Origin of the sequence: Litorilituus sediminis (assembly GCF_004295665.1) — a bacterium.
GTDB lineage: Bacteria > Pseudomonadota > Gammaproteobacteria > Enterobacterales > Alteromonadaceae > Colwellia > Colwellia sediminis.
In genome coordinates this window covers 4,168,225-4,184,910 of the sequence record NZ_CP034759.1, presented here as the reverse complement: position 1 = coordinate 4,184,910, position 16,686 = coordinate 4,168,225, and the positions used below count along the sequence as shown (strand labels likewise).

The following is a 16,686-nucleotide window of genomic DNA, read 5'->3' as shown; positions in this document are numbered from 1 at the left end:
TGAGGTCGTGATATGATTAGCATTTTTAGCTAAAATATAGTTGAATTAGTTAACTTACTAAGGGTGTTTAAGCAAAATGACAATTATCGACGAAATTTTAATCTGCGCAAATAAATTGGCTAACGAAGGGAAAAAGCCTAGCGTGGCGTTAATTAAAGCCAAGCTTAATAAAAATGTGCCACTGCCAACAATTATCAGCACATTAAAAACTTGGCAACATGAACCTGACTTTATCGCCATTGAGTGCGAAGATGAAAAGCCGATAGAGCTGGCAGAGTCGCCAACTCAAGTCAATGATGATATGAAAAAGCTCATTCAACAAACCCTTAACCAAGAGCTTGCTGAAATGAAAAAAGAGCTAAGCGATATGAAAGCGCTGATTAAAGAGTTAACTAAGCAACTTAAACAACAAGATTGACGCAGCTAAACTTCAGGGGTTAATTGGCCAATATAATCAGCTAAGGAATTAGCCAGCTTTTTATGCGGCTTACAACCCACCCGTTCAGCCCATATTTCACCGCTAGCATTAGCAAGACTAACAATAATATCTTCAGCATCAGTGACGGCAAAAAAAATAGTTTCAGCCTGTTTTAGCTTTCGCTTCATTAAAATATGACCAATAATATTTTCCTGCAAACGTTGAAAATCATCAAAATTCCATGCAAATAGCAATGACAACTTGCCATCTTCACTACTGGCGTTGATGCTCTCGCTGTATAAGGTAGTAAAATAAGTAATGATATCCGGATGCAGGTTTATCTCCAATGCCGACTCGACATTGTCGAAAGTTAATGTCTGCTGCTGATCAAGTTGAGCTATCTCAACAGGCTGCCAATAGCTTTCGTTTTCATTAGCCTTGCCCTGTTCACAAGGTGAAATCCAATCTTCATCTGTCTCTACTAATGGCAGGTGGCCATGCGCCTGAGAAAAAGCATCCAGGTAGTTACGGGAAAATTGTCGGAGAACTTGTGGTAAATTTGTCTTTGAAGATGTCATCTACAATGAATATCCTTTAAAATAGTGAATAAAACAGTATCAACAGAAAACTATATGGCTACCTATCAAAACGCAAAAGAGCTAAGTACACTGACCTTAGGCAAAGCAACGCAATATTGCAGTGAATATAACGCAAATTTACTTCAAGGAGTACCAAGAAGTTTAAACCGGGATGATTTAGCACTTTGCAATGAAAGTTTACCTTTTTACGGTGAAGATGTTTGGTACGGTTATGAATTATCTTGGCTAAATCCAAAAGGCAAGCCGCAAGTTGCCGTTGCTGAATTTAGGTTTCCGTGCACAAGCCCAAATATTATCGAATCTAAATCCTTTAAGCTGTACTTAAATAGCTTTAACCAAAGCAAGTTTGCAAGCCGCGAAGAAGTTGAAAAAGTGCTAACTAAAGACTTATCAGAGGTTGCTGGTGCTAGCGCTATTGTTAAGCTATTTTCTGTCGATGACTGCCCTGCACTGGAAATAAAATCAGCTGATAAAACCAGTTACTGTATTGATGATGAAGATATTACAGTAACTCATTATGACTTTGATGCGCAGTTATTAGCTAATGCCCAACAGCAAGACTCAGAAAACACCCAAGAGCAATTGGTAAGCCACTTATTAAAGTCAAATTGTTTAATCACCAATCAACCCGATTGGGCTAGTATTTACATAACCTACACAGGTAAAAAGATTAACCATGGTGCTTTGTTAAAGTATTTAATCTCTTTTAGAGAGCACAATGAGTTTCACGAACAATGCGTTGAACGTATATTTTGTGACTTGCAACAGTTTTGTCAATTAGAACAATTAACTGTGTTTGCCCGTTATACCCGCCGTGGCGGTTTAGATATAAACCCCTTTAGGAGCACTCATCTTGACAGTGCTCCCCATGGTCGAACATTAAGGCAATAACACTAACCTCTACTCATTGGGAAAGGTAGGCCTGTCCAAGCGTTAAAAAAAGCTTTTTGCTTTTTACTCGCCTTAGTTACTGGCACGATCATCAGCTTACCTTTTGGGATTTTAGCAAGTGTCATGTTTTGGTTCATTAGCTGATCTCGGCGAAAAAAGGTTACTTTAACTGATTGCTCTGGCGAAAAGTCTTTTAAACGATTCGCCATAGTATCACCTACTAACCTTAAGTCATCTATCGCAATGATAATATCATCTGTGGTTAAGCCTGCCCGCCAGGCTGGGCTATTTTTTTCTACATGAGTAACCATTAAGCCATGACTATGCTTTTTAGTTTTAACCCCGGTAAATGCTTGGCCTTTCGCTTTTTTACCGCTTGCACTATTACTGTACTTTATTGTCAGCCCTGCCTTAGACAATAACTGATTAAAATCAGGCTTAGCAAAACCATGAATATTTTTCTGCCACCACGCGTTATAATCTTCCCCTGTAATCTGCTTTAAAATAGCAAGCACATCAGCTTCGTCATAACTTTTCGGTATGCGGTGATGCTTATACAGTAAATTATGTACATCTCGATAACTTTTCTTTAATTTGCTTCGCGTTAAAATATCAAAATCAAGTAGCCAAGACACCAAGTAACCTTCTGAATAAATATTGACGCTGTGGTTATTGCCATAATCTCCTGACTCATTTATCCAAGCATCAAAACTTGCTTGCGCAATAGTTTGGCTATCTCTACCCGGTTTGCGCAGGTAGCCTGTAATACGCTTAGCAAGTTTATCTAAAAACTCTTTACTTGTTATCAAGTCGCCTCTTGTTAATAACTGACTTTGCAAATAACTTGTTGAGCCTTCAGCTAACCAAAGTAAATTAGAATAATTCTCTTGCTGATAATCATAAGGAACTAAGCCTTTAGGCCGATATTGCTTCACATTCCATGTATGAACAAACTCATGAGCTGCGGTTAACAAAAAGTCTAAATAATCTTTTCTTTGTGAAAACTGAAAACGCGAGCCTTGTATAATAGTTGAATTTAAATGCTCTGTTGCTCCCCGTGCACCACTGGTTGCATGCACCATAAAAACATAACGGGAGAATGGGTAGTCTTGCCATATATGTTTACTTTGCTTAACCATAATCTTTAAATCATTAAGCATTTTCTTACTATCGTAATTACCCTGCCCCCAGATAACTAACTCATAGTTGCGACCTGCTACGGTAAAATGGTGAAATTCATTGATGCCCGTTTCAATCGGCGAGTCAGCCAATACATCATAATTTGGCGCGATAAATTGGTGTGCTTGACTGCCATAAGCTAAACCAGAAACACTACGCCACTTATTAGGTACTTGTAAGCTAATAATATGCTCTTCAGGTCGACTATGCTTACTGTACATGATGACGGTTGAGTTATCTAAAAACGCATGGCTATCATCGATATGTCGTGTTCGGTATGACAACTGATTAGCATAGACTTGATAAGATACTTTAATGACCTGATTTTTTACGCCGGAAATTTCCCAGCTATCCTTAGCCGTTTTTCGCCAATTTAGCTCAGTATTATCGGCCGTTACGGCAAAGTTTCGAATGCCATTGGCTAAGTTCAGTATTTGATAACGACCTGTACGCCAGGTAGGCAGGTACAAGGTTAAGGTATCTTCTGCAGTTGCAGGGAAAATAATATCGACATTGGCTAAATGGTGCTCAGGTGAAATCAAGCTAATATTCACCTTGACTTGAGCAAAAGCGTGTTGACTTACAACGGCTAAAAAAAATAAAAAAATGCTCATAACGCATGTACGCATTTGTTTGACGGTAAAAATAATCATAAAGGAATCACAACTCCAACAGTGAAAAGGCAAGCAAATATAAAAGCTCAATATCCATTGATTAAAGTAAAGCTAATTTAAAACAATAAATCATTAATTTTTACGATATTTACTAAAGTTATAGCTTATTTGTTTGATTATTTGTCTTATACTAATATCATTATGGTGATTACTGGTTTGCTAATTCATGCATTCGTTAATAACAACAAGAAATAGCGCTTCCCAGAAATATAAGTAAGACAATACATAGTGTCGTAAAGGATAAAGCATTTTTATGAGTAGCAAGTCTGTAGCTGAACAGCAAGTCACGGCGTTGAAAAAGAAATTAGAAGCTGCAATTCAATCGCGAAGTACACTGGAAGAAGACTTTAGCGTTCAATCAAGTTTGTTGATCCAGTTTATTGGCAAGCTATCCCTGGTATCAAAAGGCATAGACTTAGAGCTAGATAACCGTTTAGCTCAACTAAGAACCTTATTTACTAAGTCTGCACCCATTGCAGAAATTGAAAGTAAAATTGCTGTCATTACCAAACTACTACAACAACATAGTATTACCAATGAACAAAACCTTACCCGCATGCACGAACAGTTTAATATGGCGGGTGAAAGCTTACAAAAAATCAATGGTTTACCTGATAATGTTAGACGCACCTTAAGAGCACTTCTTAAGGAAACCAAAACCAGTAAAGACGCGCTTGTGCAATACATTCCTTTACTAAGCCAACTTCTTGAACTTTATGATGCGGCATTAAAAGCAAAAGATGCTCCACCCAAAGGCGGTCTTTTACAAGCCAACAATGTCGCTCTAGCAAAAGCTGACAGTAAAACAGCAACAGTAGATGAAAGCCTGATAGAGCGAATTTCAGCTAGCCTGAGTGCACTCAACTTATCTAAAGAGCACACCAATGAATTACTGGCAATTAAAAAGAAACTGTTAAATGACACATCAAACGAAGAAGTGCTTCAGCACTTTCTGGAAATATTTGATGTTATTGTTGCCGACTTTAAAGACGAACAAAACAGCGCTAAAAACTTCTTAACAAATTTAAGCGATACCTTAACTACCGTACAAAACGCGGTAAAAGAAACCTTAACGTCACAAAAGTCATCGCAACAAGCAAATGATAAAATTAATCAGAAGTTACAAAGCCAAATAATAGAAATGACAGGCACAGTAAAAAAAGCCTTGTCATTAGACCAAGTAAAGTCTGATATTAATGAAAAATTACAACTTATTGCTGGCACCTTAGAGCAAAAATCTAAGTTTGAGCAACAAAGCCAACAACAGCTTGCTAACCAGCTAAAAGAAATGGCAGAAAAAGTCGACTTTTTAGAGCAACAAAGCAAGATTTTTGAAGAAAAGTTAGCCGCTCAGCAACAAAAAAGCATGCAAGATGCCTTAACCAAATTAGCAAACCGTGCCGCCTTTGATGACTACTTTGCCAAAGCTATGGTGCGATTCCACCATCAAGCATACGAGTTAGCATTAGTGGTGATTGATATTGATGACTTCAAACTCATTAATGATACTTATGGCCACACTGCGGGCGATAAAACGCTGCAAGTTATTGCCAACACCATTCAAAAACATGTTAGCAAAAATGTTTTTGTCGGCCGCTATGGCGGTGAAGAGTTCGTCTTAATTTATTCTGCAACATCTAAAGCCGAGCTAGTTAAAGAGCTCAATAAAATAAACAGCTATGTTGCTCGTTTACCCTTTAAATTCAAAAGTAACAAAGTGAGTATTACACTTTCAATGGGCGCCACTCATATCCAGCAAGATGATAATATTCATATTGCTTTTGAGCGCGCTGATAAAGCGATGTACCAAGCAAAATCTCAAGGTAAAAACCAGGTTGTCTATCTTACATAGGCAGCCACATTCCCTGTTTTCATTTTCTAACCCGGTAAAGCCAGCATAAAAGGAGTTCATTATGCGAACACAATTAAACCCTGTCGGCAATATGAATTTACTCTCTCAATCTGAAGTAGATCAACTGCAACAATCAGCCTCCAGTGAACTGTATAACCTTTATAGAAACTGCTCATTAGCCGTATTAAACGCCGGCTCAAATACCGATGACGCCGAAGCCATTTATCAAAAATTTGTCGACTTTGAAATTCAAGTATTAAGACGTGAGCGCGGCGTAAAAATTGATTTAAATAACCCGCCACAAGATGCCTTTGTCGACGGAAAAATAATTCGCGGTATTCGCGAGCATTTATCGGCAGTATTGCGTGATATTTTATTTATTAATAATCGCTACCCAAGCATGCCAGAAACCTCTTCTGAGCTCACCGATGCCACGTTTGATATTTTGCGTAACGCCAATGCCATATTACCGGAAACAGAGCCCAATTTAATCACTTGCTGGGGCGGACACTCTATTAAACAGCATGAGTATAAATACACCAAAAATGTTGGCTATGAATTAGGTTTACGTGGTTTTAACATCTGTACTGGTTGTGGGCCTGGTGCAATGAAAGGGCCAATGAAAGGTGCAACTATAGGCCATGCAAAACAACGTACTCAAACCGGTCGATATCTTGGTTTAACTGAGCCAAGCATCATTGCTGCTGAGCCGCCAAACCCTATTGTTAATGAATTAGTCATCATGCCCGATATTGAAAAGCGTCTTGAAGCTTTTGTTCGTATATCACATGGTATTATTATTTTCCCAGGTGGTGCAGGAACAGCAGAAGAGTTACTTTATATTTTGGGTATTATGCTGCATAAAGAAAATAAAGATCAGCAACTACCTATTATTTTAACAGGCCCGGCTAGTGCTAAAGCCTACTTTGAAGAAATTGATGCCTTTATTGGCGCAACCTTAGGTAAAGAAGCACAGTCTTTATATCAAATCATTGTTGATGATGCTGCTAAAGTTGCTATCGCCATGAAGGAAGGCTTAGCTAAAGTACTCGCCTATAGAAAAGAAACCGGCGATGCCTATCACTTTAATTGGTCTTTAGTGATTGAAGAAGATTTTCAACATCCATTTGAACCTAGCCATGAAAATATGTCAGCGCTTAATATTAGCTTTGAACAAGAAACAGCAGAGCTTGCCGCAAATCTACGCCGAGTATTTTCAGGCATAGTCGCCGGTAACGTAAAGTCAGGTGGTATCAAAGCCATTAGGGAGCATGGCCCATTTGAAATATCAGGTGATAAAGCCATCATGGCCCTTATGGATAAACTGCTCGCTTCTTTTGTTGACCAGCAGCGCATGAAATTGCCAGGTAGCGAATACATACCTTGTTATAAAGTTATTGCTAGCCATAAGGAATAAAGTGTGACAGCTCACCTAGTATTACTGGACGCACTAAATCTGATCAGGCGCATCTATGCCGTTCAGGAGCGTCCTTTTATTCATGCAAAAAATCAAGATACTGGTGAGCTTTCAGCCTCAACCCAACAGCAAGTGTTATTTAATACCGCACAAGCGTGCAGCCAAGCATTAGAGAAAATACTTCATCAGCACCAGCCAAGTCATGCTTTAGCCGTTTTTGATAGTCAACAGCCCTGTTGGCGCTACAAGTTATTTGATGGTTATAAAAAAGGCAGAAAAAAAATGCCGCAATCTTTAGCGGATAAACTCAATGACATTCAAGATGCCTTTATGCAACTGGGGGTAGATTCACTTACTTCTGAAGAAGATGAAGCTGATGACTTAATTGCAACACTGGCAACCAAAATGGCTTTGCATGGACAAAACGTTACCATTATTTCAACTGATAAAGGTTTCTTATCTTTATTAAGTTTGCACATCAAGGTTTACGACCACTTCAATCGACGTTATTTAGATGATGAACATATAAAAAATAAGTTTAATGTCAAAGCAAGTCAATTAATCGACCTTTGGACATTAACAGGCGATGCTACCAATAAAATCCCAGGCGTGGCCGGTATTGGGCAAGTCACCGCAGCAAACTTATTAAACCAATATGGCTCATTAAAAGCCATGCAACAAGCTGACGACCTTAAGGCAAACATTAGCGATAAACTTAACGATAATGAAGAGCAAATGAAGCTGAGTAAACAACTGCTTACATTAAAACAAGATATTCCGTTAGGCTTTAACCTAAAGGATATCAGGCTTACGCCAATTGACCATTAAAATATCTTGCAAAGACTTTTAATGTCATGAACAACTCGCTATCATTTGCTTAATGCGTTTTCAGGTTAATATCAAATGAATAAAAAAGTTATCTCTCGTATTTTACTTGCTTTAGCAGCCTATGGCATTTTCGTTGCCTTAGTGGTTACTTTTTATGATGACAGTCCAGATAAAATGGAATGGAAAGATAGAGAAGCCTATAACAGGCAATTTATCGCTAAAATTAAGCTTGAAGAATTTACCTTTGATCAAGCCATTGAGCAACTAGGTAGCCCTGATATTACCGAAGCAAAAACCGTACAAGATACCAAATATCAAGTGATGTTTTATCGTACTCAACATGTCAAATCTGATGGCATAACCACGCAAGATGAATGCACCTTCTTACTCTTTGTTAATGGGGTATTAAAGGAGATAGGTTTAGGCAATAACTACCCTGCTCAATGGGGTATTATCGAAAACTATCAACAATCATCACACAGCTCTTCTGTATAACTAAATTCTTCCCTTAGACTAAAGTCACCTTGCTAGCATCTGCTCATAGTTCTACTATGGTCAGATGTGTGCTATGCGATGAAAGGTTTCATTCTCGCATACAGCTAGTTTACATGATATAAAACGCACCATTACACGTTAGGTTAGCCCCATATTATACCTAAGCGTACAGTGCCTAATTTTACAATTAGCTTCTATACTAATGTAATACTCATAATTAGCAGCACATTCTACTAATAAATCACTTAGTGCTTTTTTAAGCTTTAAGTCAAAATAAATACTTTACAAGGTGAACTAATGACAAAACAAACCATCACTGTCATTCCTGGAGATGGCATCGGCCCAGATATTATCGACGCAACTATCAAGGTTTTAGATAAAGCAGGTTGTAATTTCGATTACGATTACGCTGACGCAGGTTTAGCAGCGCTTGAAAAGCATGGAGAGTTAGTTCCAGAAGAAACCATTTCATTAATTGAAAAAAACAAAATAACCTTAAAAGGCCCACTTACAACCCCTGTTGGCGAAGGCTTCACCTCAATTAACGTGACCTTACGCAAGCAATTTAATTTATATGCCAATTTACGTCCTGTACTTTCTTTTAAGGGCACGAAAGCACGTTACGAAAACATTGATATTCTAACTGTACGTGAAAATACACAAGGTATGTACTCTGGTGCTGGTCAAATCACCTCAGATGACGGTACTAAAGCAGAAGCGATGAGTATTGTTACCCGTGAAGGTGCAGAAAAGATTCTCACTTTTGCCTATGAAACCGCGCGTAAAGAAGGTCGTAAAAAAGTAACAGCCGTACATAAAGCCAATATTTTAAAATCTACCTCAGGATTATTCCTAAAAGTTGCCAGAGAAGTTGGTGCGCGTTACCCAGAGATTGAATCAACAGAGATGATCGTTGATAACTGCTGTATGCAACTTGTTATGAACCCTGAGCAATTTGATGTCATTGTCACTACCAACCTATTTGGTGACATTTTATCAGATTTATGTGCGGGTTTAGTTGGCGGTTTAGGTATGGCTCCAGGCGCAAACATTGGTGAAAACTGCGCTATTTTTGAAGCTGTGCACGGCAGCGCGCCTGATATTGCTGGCAAAAACTTAGCCAACCCAACCTCAGTTATTTTAGCTGCCATTCAAATGTTAGAATACTTAGAAATGACAGATAAAGCTGAAAAGATCAGAAACGCCTTAACAGACGTTATTGCTTCAGGTGATCGCACCACACGTGATTTAGGCGGTACGCATGGTACTACTGATTTTACCGAAGCACTATTAGAGCGTTTATAACGCGAACTGCTTCGCCTTGAAAGTGTAAACACATTTTAGGACGAGACAGACAAAACTGAACAAAAAAGCCGCTAAATTTAGCGGCTTTCTTTCGCTTTTATTTTTGTGGAGCAGGCGATAATAACCTTGCATGTACCGTCACTTCTTCTCTATCGTAATACAAATGTTTCGCGTAGAGTTCATACTTAACATGATGCTCACTAAAGGCATCTTTTATCGCTTGTAAGTCTTCAGTAACTTGTTGATAACGACCTTTCATTGGCAGCTTTAAATTAAACATAGCCTCTTTACAATAACCATTTAACAACCATTCACTCATCAATTTAGCAACACGTTGTGGCTTTTCTATCATGTCACAAACCAACCAATAAACATTTTGCTTCATCGGCACATATTTAAAGCCATCCATCGTTTTATGTTTTACTTGCCCGGTCTCCATTAACGACTCTGCCATTGGGCCATTATCAATAGCGGTCACCATCATACCGCGTCTCACTAATTGATACGTCCAGCCGCCTGGTGCAGAGCCTAAATCAACCGCGTTCATGCCAGAGCATAAGCGTGAGTCCCACTCTGCTTTAGGAATAAAATATAAAAAAGCTTCGTCCAGTTTAAGCGTAGAGCGACTTGGCGCTTGACTAGGAAATTTTAATCGTGGGATCCCCATTACATGAGGAGAGCTATTATGCGCCAATGAAAAGCCTAAAATGACCTGTTGGCCAGATAAAAATAACGCATGTAATATGGCGCCATCTTTATCATTTTTCTCGGTTAGCACTTTTGCTTTTCGCAAACCTTGTCTTAATGGTACCGCTAATTTACGGCAAAACTTAGTTAATGCTTTACCATCATTGGTATCTGCGGTTTCCATCCGTAAATCAGCATACTGCCACTCTGTACCAAGCGCTTCACTGATAGCCTCAACACGATTATATTCAGGCAGGTCTATTACATCCGTTAAACTTACAAACCATTGACGTGCAAAAATGAGTCGCTTTAATGGCAGCTTATTCATTAACAACTCGCCATCATCACTATTATGTAAGTGAAAAAAAACAATGCCTTGGTTTTTCTTTAGCTCTAAATAGCCATACATTTCATTCCAAGCGGCTTTTTCTTGGATTTCTGCACCACACTCTTTTTCAAAGCCTGGGCGACAGTATAAAACAATACTTGTCATAATCTTTTTCTACCTTCAAACGCTAATGCTAACCAGCCAAGCGCAAATAACATGCCACCAAAGGGGGTTACTTTACCAACAAAAGGCACGGCCAAAAGTAACTTAAAATATATAGTGACGCTAAACAACACAATACCCAACATAAAAGCAATACAAGTAAATTTTACTAGCGAAGACATACCTAAATACTTGCCATAAGTAACACAGCCTAATAAAGCTAAGGTATGATACATCTGATACTTTTGAGCGCTAGCCAAACTCACTTGTTCATTTATTGGTAATGCCTGACCTGCATGAGCTAACCAAGCGCCGAATAGTACAGAAAAACAGCCACTGATACCAATAAAAAGCATAATAAAACGAAATAGCCTTGTGCCCTGCTCGCCATTTGATTTCACCTAAGCCTCCTTAGCTATGATATTATCAATAAATTGTCTCACTGCTAGCGCAGCATTTGCTAGGTGTTCATCATAGCGAAAACCAGATTTTACTCTTGGTTTAAGGCTATGATCGCCATCAGCTAAAAACTGATAACGACACAAGGGTGAAACCTCATACTCAGCTATTTCTTGCTCACTACCTAAGCTATCTCGTTCACCTTGAACAATAAGAACAGGCTTACTTGTCTCTTGTAGCGGCTCTAAGCGAAGCTTTTCTGGCTTTTTAGCCGGATGAAAAGGATAACCAAAGCAAAATGCCCCGGCTATTTTTTCCTGCTGTTGTATAGGCAGAGCCCCCTCTTTCGCTAATAAACTCACCGCAACTCGCGAGCCCATTGACTTACCACCAATAAATAACGGCAGTGATGCGTTTTTTTGCTCATCAGATTCAGCTAATAGTGTGGTAATCACCTCACTATAATGGGATAACAATACCGGCATTCTATCGGGCGGATAGCGCTTGCCTGTTTCAGCCCGCTTTTCCATATAAGGAAAATTAAATCTAATGACATTTAGGCCTTGTTGATTTAACAACTCGGTCATCTTTTCTAGAAATTCATGATGCATATTAGCACCAGCGCCATGAGCAAGTACCAGTTGCGCAATGGCATCATCAACGGTATTTTTAATAAATAATGACATTAACTAATTTGCCCATCAGTAATTTGTTCTTGCTCACTAGCCACCATATTCAGCATCCACTCACGAAACGCCTCTATTTTTCCTAGCTCTTTTTGATTTTCTCGACAAACAATAAAATAAGCATTTTTACTAACCAAGACATCGTTAAATGGGCATACTAAACGTCCAGAATCAATATCAGGCTTAGCCAACACACTATAAGCCAGAGCAACCCCTTGTCCGTGCAAAGCCGCTTGCACAACCATAGCAGAGTGACTAAAGATTGGCCCATGATTTACATTGACCCCTTTAACGCCTACTTGCTTAAACCAACGTTTCCAGTCTTTACGTGAGGTATCATGCAGTAATGTGTGGTGCTCTAAATCATCGAGCGTCAATAATGCCGGTTTACCGTTGCTAGCATTTTCTTGAAGTAGTAACGGCGAGCAAACAGGTATTAAGTACTCAGTATGTAATTTATCAGCATGTATATTCGGCCAACGTCCCCTGCCATAATATATGGCAACATCGACATCCTCAGTTAACGAGTTTTCAGCTTGATCTACCGCTTTGATCCTAACATCTATTTCAGGATGTAAGGCATTAAATGCCGTTAACCTTGGCACTAACCATTGAATAGCAAAACTGGCCTGTGAGCTGACAGTAATAGCACCTTTCGCCCCTCTTGCTAGGAGCCGCTCTGTGGCATCATGAATTGAATTAAAAATATCTTTAATATCTAAATAATACGACTGACCTTCATCTGTTAATAATAAAGCGCGGTTCTTTCGCATAAACAATTTAATGCCTAAATGCTCTTCCAAAGACTTTATTTGATGACTGATCGCAGCTTGAGTGACGAAAAGTTCTTCAGCTGCACGGGTAAAACTCAATTGCCTTGCTGAAGCTTCAAATGCTCGCAAAGCGTTTAGTGGCGGGAGTCTGTTAGCCAAAATTCACCTTTTATTTACTTTAAAAATTGAGAAAAAACTGCATATTTAATTACAATGCAAGCATAACAATTATTCATTAGTTTTTCTAATGAATAACATTAAATTTTGTCATTTTTATTTTTTTTCCATTGTCGGTATTATACCCACCGTAGATGAAGGACATCATCTCAACGCTCAAACAAAAGAGTGTAGCAAGTGACCCCAACCCACGCGCTGCACTCTAGTTTATCTAAACGAAATAAATGAGCAAGCGCGAGAAAAGGTCCTAATAAATCTATCGGGATTAACATATATTTATTATTACTGACGAGGAAGTCGGTAAAAAACTAGGATCACTACCATGAAAAAAACTAACGTATTAACCACTTTAATCACAGGCCTCATTATCAGCACTTCTGCAATGGCTGCAGTACCAACTACAGAAGTAGAAAAAGCAGAGCCAGTTCAGCAAATTAACTTAGTATCTCAAGCAAAACAAACACTTGAACTATCATTTGCTAACATTGAAATTAAAACCGAGATGAGCCAAGTAAATAACAAGAACTCACTTGCTAAACAAAAAACCGACGCTAACAAAAATAAGCCGGTTACTTTAACAAAAACAACATTATTAGCTGAGTAATTAGCAGTAAGTAAATCTATCAAAGAATGCTCGCACATTGGTTGATCAAAAAAGGTGTCTAACGACACCTTTTTTTGTAGCTAACTTTTATCATTTTACTCTGTTACTAATGGCTCAAAGCCCTTTACCAGCTCATCTATCGCTTTCATTTGAGTTAAATACGGGGCAAGCTTATCAAGTGGTAATGCGCATGGGCCATCACACTTAGCCTTGCTAGGATCAGGATGTGCTTCAATAAATAATCCGGCAATACCAAGCGCCATACCACTTCGAGCCAATTGAGCCGCTTGTGCGCGACGTCCATCAGCGCTATCACTACGACCACCCGGTTTTTGCAATGCATGTGTAGCATCAAAAATAACAGGTGCGTAGCTTTTCATTGCATCCATGGCTAACATATCAACAATTAAATTGTTATAACCAAAACAGCTACCACGCTCACACAGCATTACTTTTTCATTACCTGCTTCAGCAAACTTAGTAATAATATGACGCATTTCATGAGCCGCCAAAAATTGTGGTTTCTTAACATTGATAACTGCATCTGTTTTTGCCATTGCCACCACTAAATCTGTTTGCCTTGCCAAAAATGCCGGCAACTGGATAACATCAACCACTTCACTTACCGGTTGAGCTTGGTATGGCTCATGAACATCGGTAATGATAGGGACATTAAAGGTTGATTTAATTTCTTCAAATATCTTAAGGCCTTCATCTAAACCAGGGCCACGATAAGAGTTAACAGAAGAGCGATTCGCTTTATCAAATGATGCTTTAAAAACATAAGGTATATTTAACGTTTGGCACACGTTTACATAGTGCTCAGCAATTTTCATTGCCAGATCGCGAGATTCCAACACATTCATACCACCAAAAAGTACAAACGGTTTATCATTTGCCACTTCAAGCTGAGCAACATTGACCGATTGAATCGTCATAATTGAATTCCTTAATATGCAAAAAAAAGAGCCATAATTTATGGCTCTTATAATAATCTTAAATACTGAGCTTAACTACCGATAATTCTCAATAACTGGCCACATAACCACGCCATGTATGTTCCTAGAGCATAGCCTAAAACGGCTAACAACACACCGACAGGAGCAAGTGATGGGTGGAAAGCCGAAGCAATCACAGGCGCAGATGCCGCGCCACCAATATTGGCTTTACTACCTACCGCTAAATAGAATATTGGCGCTTTAATCATTCGGCCAACAACAAACAGTAAAATAACATGAATTGCCATCCATATCAGACCAATAACAACATATTTAGGCGCTTCAGCTATTTGAGTGATATCCATGTGTAAACCAATAGTGGCTACAAGAATATATAAAAAGCTACTGCCCACCTTAGATGCGCCAGCATACTCTAACTGTCTTACTTTAGTGAAAGACAAAGTTAAACCAATAGTTGTTACCAATACGATGATCCAGAATAATTTACTGTGTAAGCTAAACTTCTTTAATTCAGGGAAGTTAGTTTGAAAGAAAGGCACTAACCAATCAGCGGCAAAATGCGCAAAACCTGCTGCACCAAAACCTACAGCAATAATGAGCATGTAGTCTTTTAGCTCTGGCGTACGTTTATTCTTACGTTCAAACGCTTCTACCTTGTCTATTAACTTATCAATGCCAGATGTATCGGCACCACTTTTTGCATCAATCGCTTTATGATTAGCGGCAATATATAGCAAGCCTGCCATCCAAATATTGGCAACAACAATATCTACCGTCACCATAATGGTGAAGATTTTGCCATCAGCCTCATAAATTTCTTTCATGGCAAGCATGTTTGCGCCACCACCAATCCAGCTACCTGCAAGTGCAGCCATACCGCGCCATACCGCATCTGGACCAGATACACCAATAAGCTCAGGCCATACAGCCGATACTGCAAGTAAAGCAATCGGCCCACCAATTACAACCCCAATAGTGCCCGTTAAAAACATGATAATGGCTTTACTGCCAAGACCTGCAATGGCTTTAATATCAATACTTAATGTTAATAACACTAAACAAGCTGGTAGTAAGTAGTACTTAGCCACCTCATCTACCTTGCTTATATCTGCGCTGACAATACCAAAAGTATTTAGCAGTGACGGTAATAAATAACACATTAATAAGGCAGGAACGTATTTATAAAAACGCTGCAAAAATGGATGTTGACTATTTGATGTGTAAAAAACAAAACCTAGTATTAGCGCTAAAAGCCCCAATACCACATTGTCATTTGCGATAAGTGGCGCGTTTGCCACAACTTGTGCTTGCATTATTCAACCTTTATTAGTTTTAGTTATTACCATTGTTTGTTGTGATGGTTTTATTAATGTATTTTTTTTAATGTAAAACGGTGTCAACAACGCTTATATTTTCTAGTTGTAATTTTAATAACTTAGCCGCAGGATCTTTAGGGCATTGCTCTACGAAGAAGCGATAGTCATCAACTGCTACCTTAAAGCAATCAAGTTGATGTAATAAAAAGCCGCGATCTCTTCGCTGTAATGGGTCATTAGGTGTTAATGATAAAATCACATCAACACATTTAAGCGCCTTATCGAATGATTGCTGACGAATTAGCGCATTTTTAAATGAGCTTAGGTGCTCAACTATAATGGCTTGATGATCCATTGCTTCTAATTCTGGCTGACTTGGGTCGCCATCAAGCTCATCAAGGCGAATATCTAACTCTTGCCAGTTCAGTGATTCGCCAGTCACAGCATCAAAAATAATGGCATATTTTTCATCACAACAAACTCGAACCATGACTTTATTTGGCACAAAGACAAGATCTGTTTCAAAGCCACAAGCCGTTATAATTTCACGAACAATCACGGCTTTTAATACCGGTGACATTAAGCGCTGATTTAAGCCCGAGGCAACCAAATAAGAATCACTTGGCCATAAGCGTCGATATTTATCGATAAACATATGTTGGAAATAAAGCTCATTAAGTAATACTTCTGCTTTTTCCAGCGGGGATTCAAGCTCTTCAATGACAGCTAAACACTGGTTAATAATTTGCTCTAAACCATCTAAAGAACAATCACTCTCTAGCTGAACAAGTTGCGCTTGCTGACTAAATTCAGCTTTCCCTAAAATATAATCTTCTAATAAAACAAATAATTGCAGTAAATCTTTGTTATCAGATTTAATTTCTGATAATAACAACTCGTTCATAACTACCTAAAAAATTAATATTACTTCAACATA

General features: G+C 38.7%; 17 protein-coding genes. 8 read left to right on the top strand and 9 right to left on the bottom strand.

What is annotated here, in order from left to right; translation table 11 throughout:
• Nucleotides 1–76: 76 nt before the first annotated feature.
• The gene (locus tag EMK97_RS18585) at nucleotides 77–418 is read left to right on the top strand and encodes a DNA-binding protein (RefSeq protein WP_130604252.1); all 342 of its coding nucleotides are present in this window, start codon (nucleotides 77–79) and stop codon (nucleotides 416–418) included.
• A 5-nt stretch (nucleotides 419–423) separates the two neighbouring features.
• On the opposite strand, the gene syd is transcribed toward EMK97_RS18585, so the two are convergent.
• Nucleotides 424–996, bottom strand: a complete 573-nt coding sequence (gene syd / locus EMK97_RS18580; protein ID WP_130604251.1) for a SecY-interacting protein — start codon at nucleotides 994–996, stop codon at nucleotides 424–426.
• Between the two features lie 54 nt (nucleotides 997–1,050).
• Here syd and queF point away from each other — a divergent pair, with 54 nt between their 5' ends.
• Complete coding sequence (gene queF / locus EMK97_RS18575; protein ID WP_130604250.1) at nucleotides 1,051–1,908, top strand: NADPH-dependent 7-cyano-7-deazaguanine reductase QueF; 858 nt, start codon at nucleotides 1,051–1,053, stop codon at nucleotides 1,906–1,908.
• A 2-nt stretch (nucleotides 1,909–1,910) separates the two neighbouring features.
• On the opposite strand, the gene EMK97_RS18570 is transcribed toward queF, so the two are convergent.
• On the bottom strand, nucleotides 1,911–3,701 hold the full coding sequence (locus EMK97_RS18570) for a M61 family metallopeptidase (RefSeq protein ID WP_342774615.1): 1,791 nt from the start codon (nucleotides 3,699–3,701) through the stop codon (nucleotides 1,911–1,913).
• A gap of 313 nt (nucleotides 3,702–4,014) precedes the next feature.
• On the opposite strand from EMK97_RS18570, the gene EMK97_RS18565 reads away from it, so the two are divergent.
• The 5 genes from EMK97_RS18565 to EMK97_RS18545 all read left to right on the top strand — a co-directional run bounded on the left by EMK97_RS18565 (nucleotide 4,015) and on the right by EMK97_RS18545 (nucleotide 9,658).
• On the top strand, nucleotides 4,015–5,613 hold the full coding sequence (locus EMK97_RS18565) for a GGDEF domain-containing protein (RefSeq protein WP_130604249.1): 1,599 nt from the start codon (nucleotides 4,015–4,017) through the stop codon (nucleotides 5,611–5,613).
• 61 nt (nucleotides 5,614–5,674) lie between these two features.
• A complete protein-coding gene (gene ppnN / locus EMK97_RS18560; RefSeq protein ID WP_130604248.1) occupies nucleotides 5,675–7,030 on the top strand; it encodes a nucleotide 5'-monophosphate nucleosidase PpnN in 1,356 nt (451 codons plus the stop codon).
• 3 nt (nucleotides 7,031–7,033) lie between these two features.
• A complete protein-coding gene (gene xni, locus EMK97_RS18555) occupies nucleotides 7,034–7,858 on the top strand; it encodes a flap endonuclease Xni (RefSeq protein ID WP_130604247.1) in 825 nt (274 codons plus the stop codon).
• Between the two features lie 75 nt (nucleotides 7,859–7,933).
• On the top strand, nucleotides 7,934–8,353 hold the full coding sequence (locus tag EMK97_RS18550; RefSeq protein WP_130604246.1) for a DUF3192 domain-containing protein: 420 nt from the start codon (nucleotides 7,934–7,936) through the stop codon (nucleotides 8,351–8,353).
• 297 nt (nucleotides 8,354–8,650) lie between these two features.
• Complete coding sequence (locus tag EMK97_RS18545; RefSeq protein WP_130604245.1) at nucleotides 8,651–9,658, top strand: isocitrate dehydrogenase; 1,008 nt, start codon at nucleotides 8,651–8,653, stop codon at nucleotides 9,656–9,658.
• Nucleotides 9,659–9,755: 97 nt separating this feature from the next.
• On the opposite strand, the gene rlmM is transcribed toward EMK97_RS18545, so the two are convergent.
• From rlmM to EMK97_RS18525, 4 genes are read right to left on the bottom strand one after another with little or no spacing between them, the layout of a single operon-like run.
• A complete protein-coding gene (gene rlmM, locus EMK97_RS18540) occupies nucleotides 9,756–10,838 on the bottom strand; it encodes a 23S rRNA (cytidine(2498)-2'-O)-methyltransferase RlmM (protein ID WP_130604244.1) in 1,083 nt (360 codons plus the stop codon).
• Nucleotides 10,835–11,236: a DUF423 domain-containing protein gene (locus EMK97_RS18535; protein WP_246028834.1), complete on the bottom strand. Its 402-nt coding sequence runs from the start codon at nucleotides 11,234–11,236 to the stop codon at nucleotides 10,835–10,837. Before EMK97_RS18535 ends, rlmM begins: the two co-directional genes overlap by 4 nt.
• A complete protein-coding gene (locus EMK97_RS18530; protein WP_130604243.1) occupies nucleotides 11,237–11,920 on the bottom strand; it encodes an alpha/beta family hydrolase in 684 nt (227 codons plus the stop codon).
• Complete coding sequence (locus EMK97_RS18525; RefSeq protein ID WP_130604242.1) at nucleotides 11,920–12,852, bottom strand: transcriptional regulator GcvA; 933 nt, start codon at nucleotides 12,850–12,852, stop codon at nucleotides 11,920–11,922. The genes EMK97_RS18530 and EMK97_RS18525 overlap by 1 nt, the downstream gene beginning before the upstream one ends.
• Before the next feature lie 340 nt (nucleotides 12,853–13,192).
• Between EMK97_RS18525 and EMK97_RS18520 the strand changes: the two genes are divergently transcribed.
• A complete protein-coding gene (locus EMK97_RS18520; protein ID WP_130604241.1) occupies nucleotides 13,193–13,474 on the top strand; it encodes a hypothetical protein in 282 nt (93 codons plus the stop codon).
• A 95-nt stretch (nucleotides 13,475–13,569) separates the two neighbouring features.
• Here EMK97_RS18520 and kdsA read toward each other — a convergent pair whose 3' ends face one another.
• The 3 genes from kdsA to EMK97_RS18505 all read right to left on the bottom strand — a co-directional run bounded on the left by kdsA (nucleotide 13,570) and on the right by EMK97_RS18505 (nucleotide 16,653).
• Nucleotides 13,570–14,412, bottom strand: coding sequence for a 3-deoxy-8-phosphooctulonate synthase (gene kdsA, locus EMK97_RS18515; protein WP_130604240.1), 843 nt, complete (start codon nucleotides 14,410–14,412; stop codon nucleotides 13,570–13,572).
• Nucleotides 14,413–14,483: 71 nt separating this feature from the next.
• Nucleotides 14,484–15,746 carry a DUF819 family protein gene (locus EMK97_RS18510; RefSeq protein WP_130604239.1) on the bottom strand — a complete coding sequence of 421 codons (1,263 nt, stop codon included), beginning with the start codon at nucleotides 15,744–15,746 and terminating at the stop codon, nucleotides 14,484–14,486.
• Between the two features lie 67 nt (nucleotides 15,747–15,813).
• The gene (locus tag EMK97_RS18505; RefSeq protein WP_130604238.1) at nucleotides 15,814–16,653 is read right to left on the bottom strand and encodes a SirB1 family protein; all 840 of its coding nucleotides are present in this window, start codon (nucleotides 16,651–16,653) and stop codon (nucleotides 15,814–15,816) included.
• Between the last annotated feature and the right edge of the window lie 33 nt (nucleotides 16,654–16,686).

Bases quoted from the DNA above. Each gene is read 5' to 3' on its own strand.
- EMK97_RS18565 (WP_130604249.1), top strand. From the start codon at position 4,015: ATGAGTAGCAAGTCTGTAGCTGAACAGCAAGTCACGGCGTTGAAAAAG.
- EMK97_RS18530 (WP_130604243.1), bottom strand. From the start codon at position 11,920: ATGTCATTATTTATTAAAAATACCGTTGATGATGCCATTGCGCAACTG.
- EMK97_RS18510 (WP_130604239.1), bottom strand. From the start codon at position 15,746: ATGCAAGCACAAGTTGTGGCAAACGCGCCACTTATCGCAAATGACAAT.
- EMK97_RS18505 (WP_130604238.1), bottom strand. From the start codon at position 16,653: ATGAACGAGTTGTTATTATCAGAAATTAAATCTGATAACAAAGATTTA.
- queF (WP_130604250.1), top strand. From the start codon at position 1,051: ATGGCTACCTATCAAAACGCAAAAGAGCTAAGTACACTGACCTTAGGC.
- EMK97_RS18585 (WP_130604252.1), top strand. From the start codon at position 77: ATGACAATTATCGACGAAATTTTAATCTGCGCAAATAAATTGGCTAAC.
- EMK97_RS18550 (WP_130604246.1), top strand. From the start codon at position 7,934: ATGAATAAAAAAGTTATCTCTCGTATTTTACTTGCTTTAGCAGCCTAT.
- EMK97_RS18545 (WP_130604245.1), top strand. From the start codon at position 8,651: ATGACAAAACAAACCATCACTGTCATTCCTGGAGATGGCATCGGCCCA.
- EMK97_RS18570 (WP_342774615.1), bottom strand. From the start codon at position 3,701: ATGAGCATTTTTTTATTTTTTTTAGCCGTTGTAAGTCAACACGCTTTT.
- syd (WP_130604251.1), bottom strand. From the start codon at position 996: ATGACATCTTCAAAGACAAATTTACCACAAGTTCTCCGACAATTTTCC.
- ppnN (WP_130604248.1), top strand. From the start codon at position 5,675: ATGCGAACACAATTAAACCCTGTCGGCAATATGAATTTACTCTCTCAA.
- rlmM (WP_130604244.1), bottom strand. From the start codon at position 10,838: ATGACAAGTATTGTTTTATACTGTCGCCCAGGCTTTGAAAAAGAGTGT.
- EMK97_RS18520 (WP_130604241.1), top strand. From the start codon at position 13,193: ATGAAAAAAACTAACGTATTAACCACTTTAATCACAGGCCTCATTATC.
- kdsA (WP_130604240.1), bottom strand. From the start codon at position 14,412: ATGACGATTCAATCGGTCAATGTTGCTCAGCTTGAAGTGGCAAATGAT.